This window comes from Streptomyces sp. NPDC057638 (assembly GCF_042800315.1).
In the GTDB taxonomy this organism is placed as follows: domain Bacteria; phylum Actinomycetota; class Actinomycetes; order Streptomycetales; family Streptomycetaceae; genus Streptomyces.
On sequence record NZ_JBHVHF010000022.1, the window covers coordinates 1 to 12,962 of the forward strand.

15 protein-coding genes are annotated in these 12,962 nt (G+C 70.5%); 10 read left to right on the forward strand and 5 right to left on the reverse strand.

Annotation, left to right across the window (positions count from 1 at the left end; translation table 11 throughout):
- The first annotated feature begins 411 nt into the window (after nucleotides 1-411).
- Both ACFVIM_RS05415 and ACFVIM_RS05420 read left to right on the forward strand, forming a co-directional pair.
- Complete coding sequence (locus ACFVIM_RS05415) at nucleotides 412-1,356, forward strand: ABC transporter ATP-binding protein (RefSeq protein WP_384298883.1); 945 nt, start codon at nucleotides 412-414, stop codon at nucleotides 1,354-1,356.
- Entirely contained in the window at nucleotides 1,343-2,251 is a 909-nt protein-coding gene (locus ACFVIM_RS05420; protein WP_384298755.1) for an ABC transporter permease, read from the forward strand. The genes ACFVIM_RS05415 and ACFVIM_RS05420 overlap by 14 nt, the downstream gene beginning before the upstream one ends.
- 304 nt (nucleotides 2,252-2,555) lie before the next feature.
- Here the strand turns inward: ACFVIM_RS05420 and ACFVIM_RS05425 are convergent, their stop codons facing one another.
- Nucleotides 2,556-3,899, reverse strand: coding sequence for a M28 family metallopeptidase (locus tag ACFVIM_RS05425; RefSeq protein ID WP_384298758.1), 1,344 nt, complete (start codon nucleotides 3,897-3,899; stop codon nucleotides 2,556-2,558).
- A gap of 315 nt (nucleotides 3,900-4,214) precedes the next feature.
- Between ACFVIM_RS05425 and ACFVIM_RS05430 the strand changes: the two genes are divergently transcribed.
- On the forward strand, nucleotides 4,215-4,460 hold the full coding sequence (locus ACFVIM_RS05430; protein WP_384298761.1) for a hypothetical protein: 246 nt from the start codon (nucleotides 4,215-4,217) through the stop codon (nucleotides 4,458-4,460).
- 206 nt (nucleotides 4,461-4,666) lie between these two features.
- On the opposite strand, the gene ACFVIM_RS05435 is transcribed toward ACFVIM_RS05430, so the two are convergent.
- A complete protein-coding gene (locus ACFVIM_RS05435; protein ID WP_384298763.1) occupies nucleotides 4,667-5,071 on the reverse strand; it encodes a VOC family protein in 405 nt (134 codons plus the stop codon).
- Between ACFVIM_RS05435 and ACFVIM_RS05440 the strand changes: the two genes are divergently transcribed.
- Nucleotides 4,985-5,317 carry a CGNR zinc finger domain-containing protein gene (locus tag ACFVIM_RS05440; protein WP_384298765.1) on the forward strand — a complete coding sequence of 111 codons (333 nt, stop codon included), beginning with the start codon at nucleotides 4,985-4,987 and terminating at the stop codon, nucleotides 5,315-5,317. The two genes, ACFVIM_RS05435 and ACFVIM_RS05440, sit on opposite strands and share 87 nt — an antisense overlap.
- Here ACFVIM_RS05440 and ACFVIM_RS05445 read toward each other — a convergent pair.
- From ACFVIM_RS05445 to ACFVIM_RS05455, 3 genes are all read right to left on the reverse strand, one after another.
- The gene (locus tag ACFVIM_RS05445; RefSeq protein WP_384298767.1) at nucleotides 5,201-5,893 is read right to left on the reverse strand and encodes a pentapeptide repeat-containing protein; all 693 of its coding nucleotides are present in this window, start codon (nucleotides 5,891-5,893) and stop codon (nucleotides 5,201-5,203) included. The genes ACFVIM_RS05440 and ACFVIM_RS05445 overlap by 117 nt on opposite strands.
- Before the next feature lie 248 nt (nucleotides 5,894-6,141).
- Nucleotides 6,142-6,663: an NUDIX domain-containing protein gene (locus ACFVIM_RS05450; RefSeq protein WP_384298770.1), complete on the reverse strand. Its 522-nt coding sequence runs from the start codon at nucleotides 6,661-6,663 to the stop codon at nucleotides 6,142-6,144.
- A 4-nt stretch (nucleotides 6,664-6,667) separates the two neighbouring features.
- The gene (locus ACFVIM_RS05455) at nucleotides 6,668-7,081 is read right to left on the reverse strand and encodes an ATP-binding protein (RefSeq protein WP_384298772.1); all 414 of its coding nucleotides are present in this window, start codon (nucleotides 7,079-7,081) and stop codon (nucleotides 6,668-6,670) included.
- Nucleotides 7,082-7,774: 693 nt separating this feature from the next.
- On the opposite strand from ACFVIM_RS05455, the gene ACFVIM_RS05460 reads away from it, so the two are divergent.
- From ACFVIM_RS05460 to ACFVIM_RS05485, 6 genes are all read left to right on the forward strand, one after another.
- Nucleotides 7,775-8,764 (forward strand): hypothetical protein, encoded by a 990-nt coding sequence (locus ACFVIM_RS05460; protein WP_384298775.1) that lies wholly within the window; start codon nucleotides 7,775-7,777, stop codon nucleotides 8,762-8,764.
- Nucleotides 8,765-8,785: 21 nt separating this feature from the next.
- A complete protein-coding gene (locus ACFVIM_RS05465) occupies nucleotides 8,786-9,352 on the forward strand; it encodes a GNAT family N-acetyltransferase (RefSeq protein WP_384298778.1) in 567 nt (188 codons plus the stop codon).
- A gap of 39 nt (nucleotides 9,353-9,391) precedes the next feature.
- A protein-coding gene (locus ACFVIM_RS05470) for an IS5 family transposase (protein ID WP_384298781.1) occupies nucleotides 9,392-10,200 on the forward strand; the annotation gives its coding sequence in 2 pieces (ribosomal slippage) (nucleotides 9,392-9,749 and nucleotides 9,749-10,200; 810 coding nt in all).
- A 403-nt stretch (nucleotides 10,201-10,603) separates the two neighbouring features.
- Complete coding sequence (locus ACFVIM_RS05475; RefSeq protein WP_384298784.1) at nucleotides 10,604-11,371, forward strand: radical SAM protein; 768 nt, start codon at nucleotides 10,604-10,606, stop codon at nucleotides 11,369-11,371.
- A gap of 19 nt (nucleotides 11,372-11,390) precedes the next feature.
- Nucleotides 11,391-12,212 (forward strand): protein kinase, encoded by an 822-nt coding sequence (locus tag ACFVIM_RS05480; RefSeq protein WP_384298787.1) that lies wholly within the window; start codon nucleotides 11,391-11,393, stop codon nucleotides 12,210-12,212.
- A gap of 68 nt (nucleotides 12,213-12,280) precedes the next feature.
- A complete protein-coding gene (locus tag ACFVIM_RS05485) occupies nucleotides 12,281-12,910 on the forward strand; it encodes a class I SAM-dependent methyltransferase (RefSeq protein ID WP_384298789.1) in 630 nt (209 codons plus the stop codon).
- Nucleotides 12,911-12,962 lie beyond the last annotated feature (52 nt).

Below are 12,962 nucleotides of genomic sequence, written 5' to 3' on the forward strand. Positions count from 1 at the left end.
CTCGTCGCGGGCGGGGCGGTGCGTCGTTCCGCTGTTCTGCCGTTCCGCTGAACGGACGGGGAGGACCGCGCGTGGTCGGTGACGGTGCCCCCTGGAGGGAACGGGGCCCCGCGCGGGCGGTCGGAACCGTACCGGCGGACGATGGGATGGCGGTACGCGGGGCAGGCGCGACCAGGAGCACGAGGCCGGGGCGGGCCGGGGCAGGACGGACCGTACGGTCAGAAACGGTCCGTACCCGGGTACGGAACGGATCGGACCGGACCCGAGATGACGAGAGGACGGACATGACCGGACGCGGGGCGAGGAGACGGACATGACCGGGCGCCGGGGCAGCACCGCGAGGAGACGGACATGACCGCCGGACGCCCTGATGAGGTGACGGACAGGGCCGCCGGACGCCCGGGCGAGGTGATGGACAGGACCGCCGTGATCGAGACCCGGGGACTGACCAAGCGCTACCGGGGCGGACAGCTCGCCGTCGACGGGCTCGACCTCACCGTCCCCGCCGGAAGCGTCTTCGGCTTTCTCGGACCCAACGGCTCCGGGAAGACCACCACCATCCGGATGCTGATGGGTCTGATCGAACCGACGGCGGGCAGCGCGTCCGTCCTCGGCGAGCCCATGCCCCGGGCGGCGCGCTCGGTCCTGCCCCGCGTGGGCGCGCTGATCGAGGGACCGGCGCTGTACGGGTTCCTCAGCGGCCGCGACAACCTGATCCGCTACGACAGCGCCGACCCCGCCGCCGACCCCCGCACCCGGCGCGCCCGGGTGGCCGCCGCACTGGAACGGGTCGGACTCGCCCAGGCCGCCGCCAAGAAGGCGCGGGCCTACTCCCTGGGCATGAAACAGCGCCTCGGGCTGGCCGCCGCCCTGCTCCAACCCCGTGACCTGCTGGTCCTGGACGAGCCGACGAACGGCCTCGATCCGCAGGGCATGCGCGAGATCCGGGCCCTGGTGCGGGCTCTGGCGGCCGACGGCACCACCGTCTTCCTCTCCTCCCATCTCCTCGACGAGATCGAACAGGTCTGTACCCATGCCGCCGTGATGGCCCGGGGCAGGCTGCTCACCCAGGGCCCGGTGGCCGCGCTGGCGGCCGGGGCCCGGGGGCGGCTGGCGGTGCTCACCCCGGACCCGGCCGAGGCCGCCCGCTGTCTGAAGGAGCGGGGGATCGCCGATCTCACCATCGAGGGCGAGCGGGTGACGGGCGCCGCGCCGGGACCGGAGACGGAACTGTCCGACCTCGCCGCCGCGCTGGTGCGCGAGGGCGTACGGGTACGGGGGTTCGGGGTGGAGCGCGCCTCGCTGGAGGACGCGTTCGTGGCGCTGACGGGAGAGGGCTTCGATGTCGCGGGCTGAACGGGCTGAAGGAGATACGCGGGCTGACCGGGTCGCCGAGACGGGCGGGGGCCTCCCGCCGCTGCCCCGCTGGCTGGGCCTGTTCCGTTCCGAGCTGGTGATCACGGTCCGCCGCTGGCGCACGCTCGCGCTGCTCGCGGTGCTCGCGGCCATCCCGGTCCTCATCGGCGTCGCCGTCCGGATCGAGAGCGGCGGCGGCGGGGGCGGGGCCCAGAGCGGCGAGGGCCCGGCCTTCTTCTCCCAGATCACCAACAACGGGATCTTCCTGGTCTTCGCGGCCCTCGCCGCGACCCTGCCGTTCTTCCTCCCGATGGCGGTGGGCGTGATCGCGGGCGACGCGGTGGCGGGGGAGGCGAGCGCGGGCACCCTGCGCTATCTGCTGGTCGCCCCGGCCGGGCGGACCCGGCTGCTGTGCGCGAAGTACGCCTCGGCCCTGGTGTTCTGTCTGCTGGCGACGGTGGTGGTGGCGCTCTCGGGGCTGGTGACGGGGGCGCTGCTGTTCCCGCTGGGCGAGGTGACGACGATCTCCGGGACGGAGATCTCGTTCGGTGCGGGGCTGGTGCGCGCGGGTCTGGTGGCGCTGGTGGTGGCGGCCTCGCTGGCCGGGGTGGCGGCGCTGGGACTGTTTGTGTCGACGCTCACCGGGAGCGGGATCGCGGCGATGGCGACCACGGTGGGGCTGCTGATCACCGCGCAGATCCTGAACACGATCCCGCAGCTGGACGCGGTGCACCCGTATCTCTTCCCGCACTACTGGCTGTCGTTCTCGGATCTGATGCGGGAGCCGTTCTACTGGGACGAGATCCGGAAGAACCTCGGTCTCCAGGCGGTCTATGTGGCGGTGTTCGGGTCGGCGGCGTGGGCGCGGTTCACGGCGAAGGACATCACGGCCTGAACGTCCCGGCCCGCCCTGGCCGGGCCCGGACATGACTGCGTGCGTGTGCTGTGGGGGCACACGCACGCAGTCTGTGGGGGGTGGTGGTGTGGACCGTGGGGCCCCGGGGGGCCCGTTCGACCTGGTGGGCAACCGGACGGGATCCATGGGACACCGGTCAGGTTTCCGCCCGGTGTCGATCGGGACTCCGCCGTATTTCCGCTGTCGTCCGATCAGAGCCGGTCATCGGCGGCGGACCACCGATGACCGCCCGACCCCGCGTTCGTACGGTCCGTACGGGGTGCCCCCAGGCGTGCCCGGGACGTCAGAACGTCAGCTTCCAGCTGTCGATGAACCCGGAGTCCTGGGCGACGACGTCCTGGACGCGCAGCTTCCACTCCCCGTTGGCGGGCTCGCTGGAGGCGTCCACGGGGAAGGTGGCGATGATGTTGTCGGCGGAGTCGTTGGCGCTGGAGTTCTTCAGCCGGTAGACGGATCCGTCCGGCGCGACGAGGTCGATCACCACGTCACCGCGCCAGGTGTGCTTGATGTCCACCCCGACGGCGAGGGTGGGGGGCGCGTTGCCGGTACGGCCGGAGATGGTGATCGAGGAGGTCACGGCCGCGCCGCCGTCCGGGATGGCGACGTCGGCGGCGTTCTCGTAGGTGTCGCCGGGCGGGACGGTGGGGGCGGTGCCCAGCGTCCAGACGGCGTGGGCGACGGCGTCGCTGTTGCGGTCCAGGGCGGTGTCGCTGATGTTCGCCGTGGTGTCGCAGGAGGAGTGGTAGCAGCGGTCGAACGCCTGGCCCGCCGTGCCGCCCCACTTCTGCGCCTGCGCGGCGGTCTTGGCCCGGCTCGCCCCGGTGAAGAGCCCGCCGACGGGAACGCCCACCGCCTTGAAGGGCGCGTGGTCGGAGCGGCCGTCGCCCTCGGTCTCGATCTCGGTGGCGACCCCGAGGCCGGTGAAGTAGTCCTTGAAGACCTTCTCCAGCGCCGGGACGTCGTCGTAGACGAAGTAGCCCGGGTTGGGGGAGCCGATCATGTCGAAGTTGAGATAGCCGGTGAGCTTGGCCCGCTCGGCGGCCGGGAGGTTGTTGACGTAGTACCGGGAGCCGACCAGCCCCAGCTCCTCGGCGCCCCACCAGGCGAACCGCAGCTTCTTGGTGGGCCTGAGCTGGGCCCGGGAGACGGCGAGCGCGGTCTCCAGCACGGCGGAGGAGCCGGAGGCGTTGTCGTTGATCCCGGCGCCGGAGGAGACACCATCGAGATGGGCCCCGGCCATCAGCACCTGGCCGGCGTCACCACCGGGCCACTCGGCGATGAGGTTCCAGCCGATGGCACCCGAGGTGGTGAACTGCTGGAGGCTGGTGGTGTATCCGGCCGCGTCCAGCTTGCCCTTCACATAGTCGATGGAGGCCCGGTAGCCGGGGCGCCCATGGGCCCGGTTGCCACCGTTGGCGCCGGCTATCGCCTGGAACTGGGTCAGATGCGCCTTGACGTTGGCGATCGGTATGTCCGGCGCGGCCAGGGCCTGCGCGGCGGGCGCGCGGGGCGGGGACACCTGCGGGGTGGCGGTGGCGGCCGGTGCGACGGAGGCGACCAGCCCGGCGAGGGCGAGCGCGGTGGTGACGGCCGTGACGGCGGTGCGTCTGGCGACGGTGAACGTCATAGGGGGCTCCGGGGGATTCCGTACGAGTGGGGACGGGACGGAACTGCGGGACGTCCTGACGCGGCTTTCAGGAACGCTGGAGCGGTGGCGGCCGGGCCCGACCGGCGCCGGGTGTGGAGGGTGAGGTGCGGCGGTGTGCTGGTGCGCTCTGAGAGTTCAGCGAGAGTTGAGAGGATGGTCAAGGGCGGAAACCGGTCAGTTGTGTTCGCATAGAGAACAGATGCGGTCGCATCCATGACGAACCCCGGACCACTGTCGGTGAGTGAATCCCAGCCAACCGATCAGATTCCGCCCCGGGTTGGGCATCATGACCCCATGACCGCCGACCCGCCCCGGAGCGATGGCCCCGGAGTCCTCTTCGAACTCCTCGGGTTGGTCGTCGAGCGCCTGCTCTCCATCGGTCTCTACACGCTCCTGCTCACGGCGCTGGCGGCGGCGGTGGTACTCGGGCTCCTGGCCGCCCTCGCCCGGGGCGCGCTGCGGCTGACCCGGGGCCGCCGCCCCCGGGCGGAGCGGGTCCGGGGGCTGGCGGGGTTCACCTGGCGGGACGACCTGGAGTGACGGGGGCGCGGCGTCCCTGAGGGAAGGGGGTGCGCGCCCGTCGTGCCCGGGAGGCCGCCCGGGAGGCCGCCCGGGAGGCCGTGCCCGCCATGCTCGGGAAGCCGCGCTCGCTCAGACCGGGACGGACGGCGCCGACCGCGCCGGATCTGGCGTGGCGGCTGGTCCTCGGTACTCCGCAAGGATCGTGACGAACCCTCAGGAGTCCCCTACGCCACGCGGAACTCGTTCCCCTCCGGGTCCGTCATGACCACCCAGCTGCCCATCGGCCCGTCCTGGCGGCCCACCGCCGTCGCGCCCAGGGCCTCCAGCCGGGCGACCTCGTCCGCCCGCCGTTCGTCGCCCACATGCAGATCCAGATGGAGCCGGTTCTTCCCGGTCTTGGTCTCCGGGACCCGCTGGAAGAGCAGGCGCCGCCCCAGACCGACGCCGTTGGCGTCGTTCACCGGGTCGTCCGGATGGCGGACGGCGGCGTAATCCCGCCAGGAGTCCCGGCCATGCGCGGTGACCGTCGACCCCTCCGCCCCATGACCCGCGGCCCTGAGGTTCTGGATCAGCGTGCCGTGGTGCTCACCGGCCCCCACGCCCACCGCGTCCGCGTCTGCGCGGCCCACGACTGCCAGCTCCTCTTCGCCGACACCTCCCGCCCCGGCCGCCGCCGCTGGTGCTCGATGGAACGCTGCGGCAACCGCGAGAAGGTCCGGGCACACCGGGCCCGCCCGGAGGACCGAACCGGGTCCGACTCACCTGGGCCAGTCGGGGCAGGGGCCGTTCCTCCCTCTGCCCTTGACCTTCTTGCCCTGCTCGTCATAGAGCGCCATGGGTTTGACCTGGGCCGCGAGATCCGGGCGTTCCGCTAGGAACGTGGGCGGCCAGCAGGTCATCGGGTTCACCTGAGTGCCCTTCATCGCCGTGACGGTTCGTAGCTCCGCCTGACCCAGATTGGCGCTGAGCAGCAGCGCGCCCGACAAGTCGGCCTCGCGGAAGCTGGCGGTCTCCAGATTGGCATGGGTGAAATCGACGCCGCGCAGATCAGCGCCGTCGAAGTCGGCGCCCTTCAGATCCGTGTCACGGAAGCTCTTGCTCCGCAGATCGAGGCCGCTGAAGTCGGCGTCGTTCAGCGTCTTGCCGGTGAAGTGGATGCCGTTGAGCGGCCGATCCCCTGGGGTGAACCCGGGGATGCTCTCGGCGATCTCGACGTTGGCCCGCCAGACCGCGCGCTCCTGCGCGGCGACGAAGCCCCGTTCCAGGAACAGTACGCTCAGGCCGACCGCGAAACCGGTGATCAGCCCGCCGCCGATGCCGGAGAGGACCTCCACCCGGGCGGTCCTGCCTTCCGGCCCTTTGGACATCCGCCAGCCGAAGCCCGCGAGGGTGATGCCCACGACGATCAGGGCCACCACCGCGGCCAGATGCTGGAACCCGAGGCCGCCCATAGTCCTCCGCCCTTCCACCCGTCTCGTGAGCCCGCACCACGGGGCGCTGGTGACCGGTCATGGTCGTCTCTCTTCGGGAGAGGGGACGGGGGAAGCGTGGCGCTCGTGGCCCCTGTCCGCCAGTCCGTGCGAGACGGCCCCGTGGGGCTGGGGACGAGGGCCGACTCCAGCCTCCGGGCCGCGCGGGCGATACGCGCGCGGTGCTGGCCCGCCCGGGTGACCACCACCCGGGAACAGGCCGCCGGGACTCACGCGCGCCGGACGAGCCGGGCCTGGATCCGCCCGGCGAGCGGCGTGCCGAGGGTGTGCGGCGGCACCCACTGCGCCAGACCGTGCCGGGTCAGCACCGAGAGCAGCGCGGTGGTGTGGGTGTGGAAGAGAAAGCGGAAGCCGACCCGGGACCGGATGAGGGACTCGCCCAGATCGATATGGAAGGGCGCCGGATCCCCCCACGCGTGATGCAGGGCCGTCGTGTCCCGCAGCACCCGCAGCGCGGTGTGATCCAGCGTGTGATCCCCGGGCAGCGGCGGCCCCTCGGGCAGCCCCCACACCCCCTCCCGCCGCAACAGCAGCACCTCATGGCGCTCATTGACGAGAACGGCCCCGGCCAGGACATGCGGACAGCGCTCCCGGTGGGGACAGCCGCCGTCACGGATATGGTCCAGGGTCGCCTCATAGAGCGGCGCGAGCCCGTCCGTCTCCTCGGGGTGGTCCCAGAGATACCCGGCCAGCACCCTGACGATCTCGCTCCCGGTGACGGTGGCGCTCACCGGGTCACCTCCCGGACGGGATACGGAAGACACAGGTGATGACCTTTCCGGTCGGGGTGAGGGTGGTGTGCCAGCACTCGGTGAGCGCGTCCACGATCAGCAGGCCCCGGCCACTCTCCGCCGTACCGTCGGGGCGGTGGCGGAGGGTGGTGGGCGGGGTGGGGACGGTGTCGCTGACGCGGACGACCAGCCGCGCGCCCGCCCGGTGGATCTCCACCTCGCAGACCCCTTCCGCGTGCTCATGCACATTGGTGAGCAACTCACCCACGACGAGCCCCACATCGTCCGCGATGGCGCCGAATCCGTCCGCGCGCACGCTTTGTATGACCCGGCGCCGGACACCGGTCAGTTCGTCCGGCCGGACCGTCAGAGTGAGGCTGAGGGTGGCCTTCGCGTCGAGGCTCGTGGGGCGTGCCATGACTCCTCCGCTCACCAGCCCGTCGGGGGGTGACCAGGCTGGTTCCGTGGAAATGGGACGGCGGAAAGCGGCCGATGATGACCGGCGGACTCTCGCTTACGTGATCTTCGCAAGCCGTTCCCGGGCATTTCCACCGCCAGCTCGGCGTCATAGTCCAACCACGCGGACACGGGTCTCCGCAGAGTTCCGTCAGATCCGGGTCAGAGTGGCCTCACTTTTCTGAGGGCGGCGAAATCCACGGTCGGATCGCTCTACCGTCGTGGCGACACGCATGAGTCACGCGGCAGAGGAGGCGTCATGCCCAGGCTTCTCCGGATACTCATCGACGAACAGGGATGGACGGACTACCCGGCCTTTGTCCACCAGTACGAACGTGCGGCCCAGCGGCTGGCGAAGGAGACGGGAGATCCGTCGTTGGCCCGTCTCACTCTCTCCGAGAGCACCTTCGAGCGCTGGTACTTCGGCCGGGTGAGGCCCCAGAGTTCCGCGCGACGGGTACTCAGCCACCTTTTCGGCAGGCCGGTCAATCAGCTTCTTTCCGAAGGTGTTCCGGGCGGCGGCTTATCCCTCCCGCATTCCGCCGCGATCTCGCGCGAAAGCGATGACCCCCCGTTGGTCATGGACATCAGCGCGGATACGCACATCGGCGCCGATGCGGCGGCGCAACGGCGAGGAATGGGAAGGCACGCGAACATGGCCGCACGACGAGCGATGGACTTCGCCATGGGGGCGGAGCGGAACCAGGTCGGGATGGAGACCCTGGACTACCTTCAGAGTGAGGTGCGGCGCATCGCCGGGATTCACCTTCGCGTTCCCGTGGGAGCGGTCCTGGACGACCTCGTCCATGTACAGGACCGGACGTTCCGGTTGCTGGAGAGCGGCCGGGCCCGGCCCGCACAGATCCGCGAGCTCTACGTTCTGGCGACGCTTGAGTGCGGAATGCTGGCGAAGGCCAGCCACGATCTGGGCGAGCCCCAAGCCGCCATGGCACAGGCCCGTACCGCCGCGGTCTGCGCCGACCAGGCCGAGCACGCCGCACTGCGTGCCTGGGTCCGGGGTCTCCAGTCGATGATCGCCTACTGGGGTCCGCGTCCGGAGGACGCCTTGCACTACGCCCGTCATGGGGCGGCGCTCGCGGAGGGGCTGCGGGGAACCGTCGCGGTGTGGCTGGCCGCCCACGAGGCGCGCGCGGCGGCCCTGCTGGGGGACGCGGAGGCCGTATGGGCCGCCGACCGGCGGGCCGAGACCCTGCGGGAGCGCACGGAACCCGACGACCTGGACTCCCTGGGCGGGAACTTCTTCTTCCCGAGGGCCCGGCAGATGTACTCCAGCGTCGAGGCCCATGTCCTCCTGCGGGCGGACGGGCCTGACCTGCTCCGCCGGGCGGAGGACGCGGTGGGCGGACTGAGCGACGCCACCAGCCCCTCCTGGTCCTTCGCCGCCGAAGCGGGCTGCCGCGCCAACCTCGCGGTGGCCCGTCTCCGTACCGGTGATGTGGAGGGCACGGCCGAGGCGATGCGTCCCGTCCTCGACCTCCCGCCCGCCCGCCGCAACGCCGGGATCGTGGGGTCGGTGCACCGGGTGCGGGCCCTGTTGACGAGTCCCGGCAGCGGTCCCGCCGGTGATCTGCGCGAGGAGATCGCCGCGTTCAGCACCCGCCGTGGGCCCGCACTGCCCGTCTAGCCACCGGAAGGATGCCGTGACATGTACCCCATTGTCTGTGCGGGAGAGCGCCTCTGCCTGCGTGAGCTGCGGACCGAGGACACCGGGGCGGTGTTCACCATCTACGGCAGTGAGAGGGCGACCCGGCATCTGAGCTTCCCTCCCCGTACGCGTGAGGAGGTCACCGACATCGTGACGCGCTCCGTCGCGTCGGCCTCGGCGCTGCCGCGCCAGGAGTACGTCCTCGCGGTGACCGAACGGGACTCCCCGGAGCTCATCGGCCTGGCACGGATGGCGTTCGACCCCCATCAGCAACGCGCGGCCACGCTCGGCGGGGCGCTGCACCCGGAGGTGTGGGGGAGGGGCTACAGCAGGGAGTGCCTGCGGATGCTGCTCTCCCTCGCCTTCGAGGACCTGGACCTCCACCGCCTCTGGGCGGCCCGCTCGCCGCTGAACACCACTGCGGCGAGGCTGCTGCTCGGCGCGGGCTTCACGGAGGAGGGCCGCATCCGTGGCCATGTGCGGGTGCGTGGTGCCTGGCGCGACTCCGTGGTGTACGGGATTCTCCGGGAGGAGTGGGAGGGCGGGCGGATCGCTAGGCCCTCTTAGACATCGTTTCTGTTGGCTTGATCGTTCGTTGAGCTGTGTATGACGGATCTGGTTGAGCGGTTGGTGCCGGATGAGTTGTGGGTGCTGTTTCGGCGGGTGGTGCCGCCGACGGAGAACCGGCGTCCGCAGGGTGGGGGCAAGCGGCGGGCGGGTGACCGGGAGGCCCTGGCGGCGATCGTCTTCGTGGCTACCTCCGGCTGCACGTGGCGGCAGTTGCCGCCGGTGTTCGGTCCGTGCTGGCAGACGGTGTACCGCCGCTTCGCCCAGTGGAGCCGGGACCGCGTCTGGGCACGGCTCCACCGCGTGATCCTGGACGAACTCGGCGCCCGCGGTGAGCTGGACTGGTCGCGGTGCGCGATCGACTCCGTGAGCGTCCGGGCCGCAAAAGGGGGCCACTGACCGGACCGAATCCGACCGACCGTGGCAAGAGCGGGTCGAAGATCCACCTGATCACCGACCGGAACGGACTGCCCCTGTCGCTGGGCATCTCGGCCGCGAACATGCACGACAGTCTCGGCCTCCAGCCCCTCGTACGCGGCATCCCGCCCATCCGCTCCCGCCGGGGACCGCGCCGACGCCGCCCGGCCAAGCTCCACGGTGACAAGGGCTACGACTATGTCCACCTGCGCCGATGGCTCCGCGGTAGAGGCATCCGCCACCGCATCGCCCGTAAGGGCGTCGAGTCCTCACAGCGGCTGGGCCGCCACCGCTGGGTGGTCGAGCGCACGGTTTCATGGCTGGCCGGCTGCCGACGACTCCACCGCCGCTACGAACGCAAACCAGAGCACTTCCTCGCCTTTGTCGGCATAGCCGCAGCCCTCATCTGCCACCGCAGACTCACCAACTGAAACGACGTCTTAGGCCGGGCCTTCCCAGGTGGAGCATCTGGCGTCTCCCTGGGGATGGCGTGTAAGTCCTCCCATCGGAGGCGCCCCACCATGGCGTGCCCGCAAAGGCAACTGCTGGGAGTAACGCAACTGCGCGCCTCACGCGTGGGGTTCACGTCCGTACGCCCCCATTGCTGAGGGGCCCATTCGCAGGGGCGATGCGTATTCTGCAGCCCCTCACTGGCCCATCGGGGCCTCCGTCGCTTCCTGGAGCAGAAAGGAAGAAGGACATGACAGGAACAGCAACAGGATCCTTAAGCACGCTACCGGCGGAGGGTCTGCTGTGGCTTGACCTGACGCGGAAATGCCAGCTCAACTGTGGTCACTGCTACAACGGTTCCGGCCCTGAGGGGAGCACGGGGCCTTGGGGCGCGAGGACTGGATGGGGGTCGTTGACCAGGCTGCGGAGCGAGGTATCGCCCGGATTCAGCTGATCGGCGGAGAGCCGACCCTGCACCCTGACGCCATCCCCCTGGCGCGCTACATCCTGGGGCGCGGAATGCAACTGGAGGTGTTCACCAACCTGGTGTACATCACCGAGGAGTGGTGGGAGATCTTCCAGGACAAGGGCGTCACGCTGGCGACGTCCTACTACTCGGATGAGGCTGACCAGCACAACACGATCACCCAGAGGTCGAGTCATCGCCACACACGCGGCAACATCGCCAAGGCCCTCGCCCTCGGCATTGAGCCCGTCGTCTCGATCATCGTCTGCGATGACATGCAGCGTGTCCGTGAGACACGCGCTGAACTGGCCCTTCTGGGTGTGAAGCGGATCAAGATCGACCGTGTCCGTCCCTTCGGGCGGGCTGTGTGCGGTGGCGACCAGAAGGCGGATCTGTCTGGACTCTGCGGGAGGTGTGGGACGGACCGAGCTGCGGTGGGACCCGACGGCACCGTCACGCCGTGCGTCTTCACCCCCTTCCTTGGCGTGGGGAACATCGCCGACGTCAGCTTGGACCGTATTCTGGACGGCCCCGTCATGGGTGCCACGAAGGGCCTCATCCGTGAGTCAGTGCGCGACGGTGGGGACGATGGTGAAGATGACGGGGGCAACAAATGCAACCCGGGAACCGTTCCCGAGGAGTGCAGCCCGGGCCACCCCGGCACCGAATGCTCTCCCAGGAATTAGTCCACAAGGAAGCTGGCGTATGACCGACCGCCTCCCCGACTCCACCCTTCTGCACCTGGTGGAGCCCTTCACCGGCCCCATCGTGGAGATGTGGCCCACCGAACGAGGGTTCATGTCCGATGTTCTGATGCTGATCGACGGCGAGTTGGGGCGCTTCTTCGTCAAGGGGGTACGGAACCGGGCAGGGGGGCGCCGGGACTCGCTGGTGCGGGAGCGGGTGATCAACGATGCCGTGCGGTCGGTCTCCCCTCCGCTGCGCTGGCATACGGAGAACGACCGCTGGACCGTGCTGGGCTTCGAGCGGGTGGAAGGCCGACCGGCCCGCTTCGAGCCCGGCTCCCCGGACCTTCCGGCCGTGCTCGATCTGCTCGGCCGGATCGGGCAGATCCCGTTGCCTGAGCTGGCCGAGGACTGGCACGAAACACGGTGGGACGCCTTCGCCGCCGATGAGGCTGAAGCCCTGCTGTTCCGGGGCGACAGCCTGATCCACGGAGATGTGGCACCGGGCAACTTCCTTGTCGGCGAGGCGGGCAGTTGGGCGGTCGACTGGGCCTGGCCGACGCGGGGTGCTCGCTTTGTCGACCCCTCGTTCCTGGTGCTCCAGCTCATCGCCGCCGGTCATGCCCCGGCGGATGCGGAGCGTCTGGTGTCTCCCTGCCCGGCCTGGGCGGAATCGGACCCGAGAGGGATCGACGCGTTCGCCCGCGCCAACCTGCGTATGTTCCGCCATCGCGCGCTGCGGTTCCCCGAGCAGGCGTGGCTACGCGATATGGAGAGGACCGCGCGGCTCTGGGTGGAACACCGGACCGCCCTCGTGGGAGGGTCCCGTCTCCACGGGTGACAGGACGCGGTCACGGGTGGAAGGGCCGGAGAACGGCCGCAAACAGCCCGGGTGTTAACTTCCTGCCCGTGTTGAATCACCAGGATCAGACCAGGGCGGCCTACGACGGGATCGTCGAGCTCTACGCGTCCATGTTCACCAGCCGGTTGGAGTCGCAGCCGTTCGCGCGGAACATGATCGGTGTCTTCGCCGAGCTCGTGCGGGATACGGGGAACCTGCGGGTGGCCGATGTCGGGTGCGGACCCGGTCATCTGACGGCCATGCTGCACGACGTGGGGCTGGACGCCTTCGGGATCGACCTCTCTCCGGCCATGGTCGACCACGCCCGGCGGGCTCAGCCGACGCTGCGGTTCGACGAGGGGCGCATGGAGGCCCTGCCGGTCGAGGACGGTGCCCTCGGCGGGGTGCTGGCCCACTATTCGATGATCCATACCCCGCCGGAGGAACTGCCCGCACTGCTCGCCGAGCAGACGCGGGTCCTGGCGCCGGGGGGTCTGCTCCTGGTGTCCCTCTTCGGGACCGAAGGGCCTGAGCCGGTCCGCTTCGACCACAAGGTGGCACCCGCCTACAGCTGGCCGGTGGAGCGGTTCGCCGGGTTGCTGGCCGGTGCCGGGCTTGTCACGGTGGCGCGGCTGCTCCACGACCCGGCGACCGAGCGGGGCTTCCTCGATACCCATCTGCTGGCCCGGCGCCCGTAGCGCGGGCCGCTGTGCGCCCCGGCCGGTAGCCCGGTGAGCGGCCCCCTAGATC

What these genes read in the sequence shown, in the direction of transcription:
- ACFVIM_RS05415 (WP_384298883.1), top strand. Translation starts at nt 412, where the DNA reads ATGGACAGGACCGCCGTGATCGAGACCCGGGGACTGACCAAGCGCTAC.
- ACFVIM_RS05420 (WP_384298755.1), top strand. Translation starts at nt 1,343, where the DNA reads ATGTCGCGGGCTGAACGGGCTGAAGGAGATACGCGGGCTGACCGGGTC.
- ACFVIM_RS05425 (WP_384298758.1), bottom strand. Translation starts at nt 3,899, where the DNA reads ATGACGTTCACCGTCGCCAGACGCACCGCCGTCACGGCCGTCACCACC.
- ACFVIM_RS05430 (WP_384298761.1), top strand. Translation starts at nt 4,215, where the DNA reads ATGACCGCCGACCCGCCCCGGAGCGATGGCCCCGGAGTCCTCTTCGAA.
- ACFVIM_RS05440 (WP_384298765.1), top strand. Translation starts at nt 4,985, where the DNA reads ATGACCCGCGGCCCTGAGGTTCTGGATCAGCGTGCCGTGGTGCTCACC.
- ACFVIM_RS05445 (WP_384298767.1), bottom strand. Translation starts at nt 5,893, where the DNA reads ATGGGCGGCCTCGGGTTCCAGCATCTGGCCGCGGTGGTGGCCCTGATC.
- ACFVIM_RS05455 (WP_384298772.1), bottom strand. Translation starts at nt 7,081, where the DNA reads ATGGCACGCCCCACGAGCCTCGACGCGAAGGCCACCCTCAGCCTCACT.
- ACFVIM_RS05460 (WP_384298775.1), top strand. Translation starts at nt 7,775, where the DNA reads ATGGCCGCACGACGAGCGATGGACTTCGCCATGGGGGCGGAGCGGAAC.
- ACFVIM_RS05465 (WP_384298778.1), top strand. Translation starts at nt 8,786, where the DNA reads ATGTACCCCATTGTCTGTGCGGGAGAGCGCCTCTGCCTGCGTGAGCTG.
- ACFVIM_RS05480 (WP_384298787.1), top strand. Translation starts at nt 11,391, where the DNA reads ATGACCGACCGCCTCCCCGACTCCACCCTTCTGCACCTGGTGGAGCCC.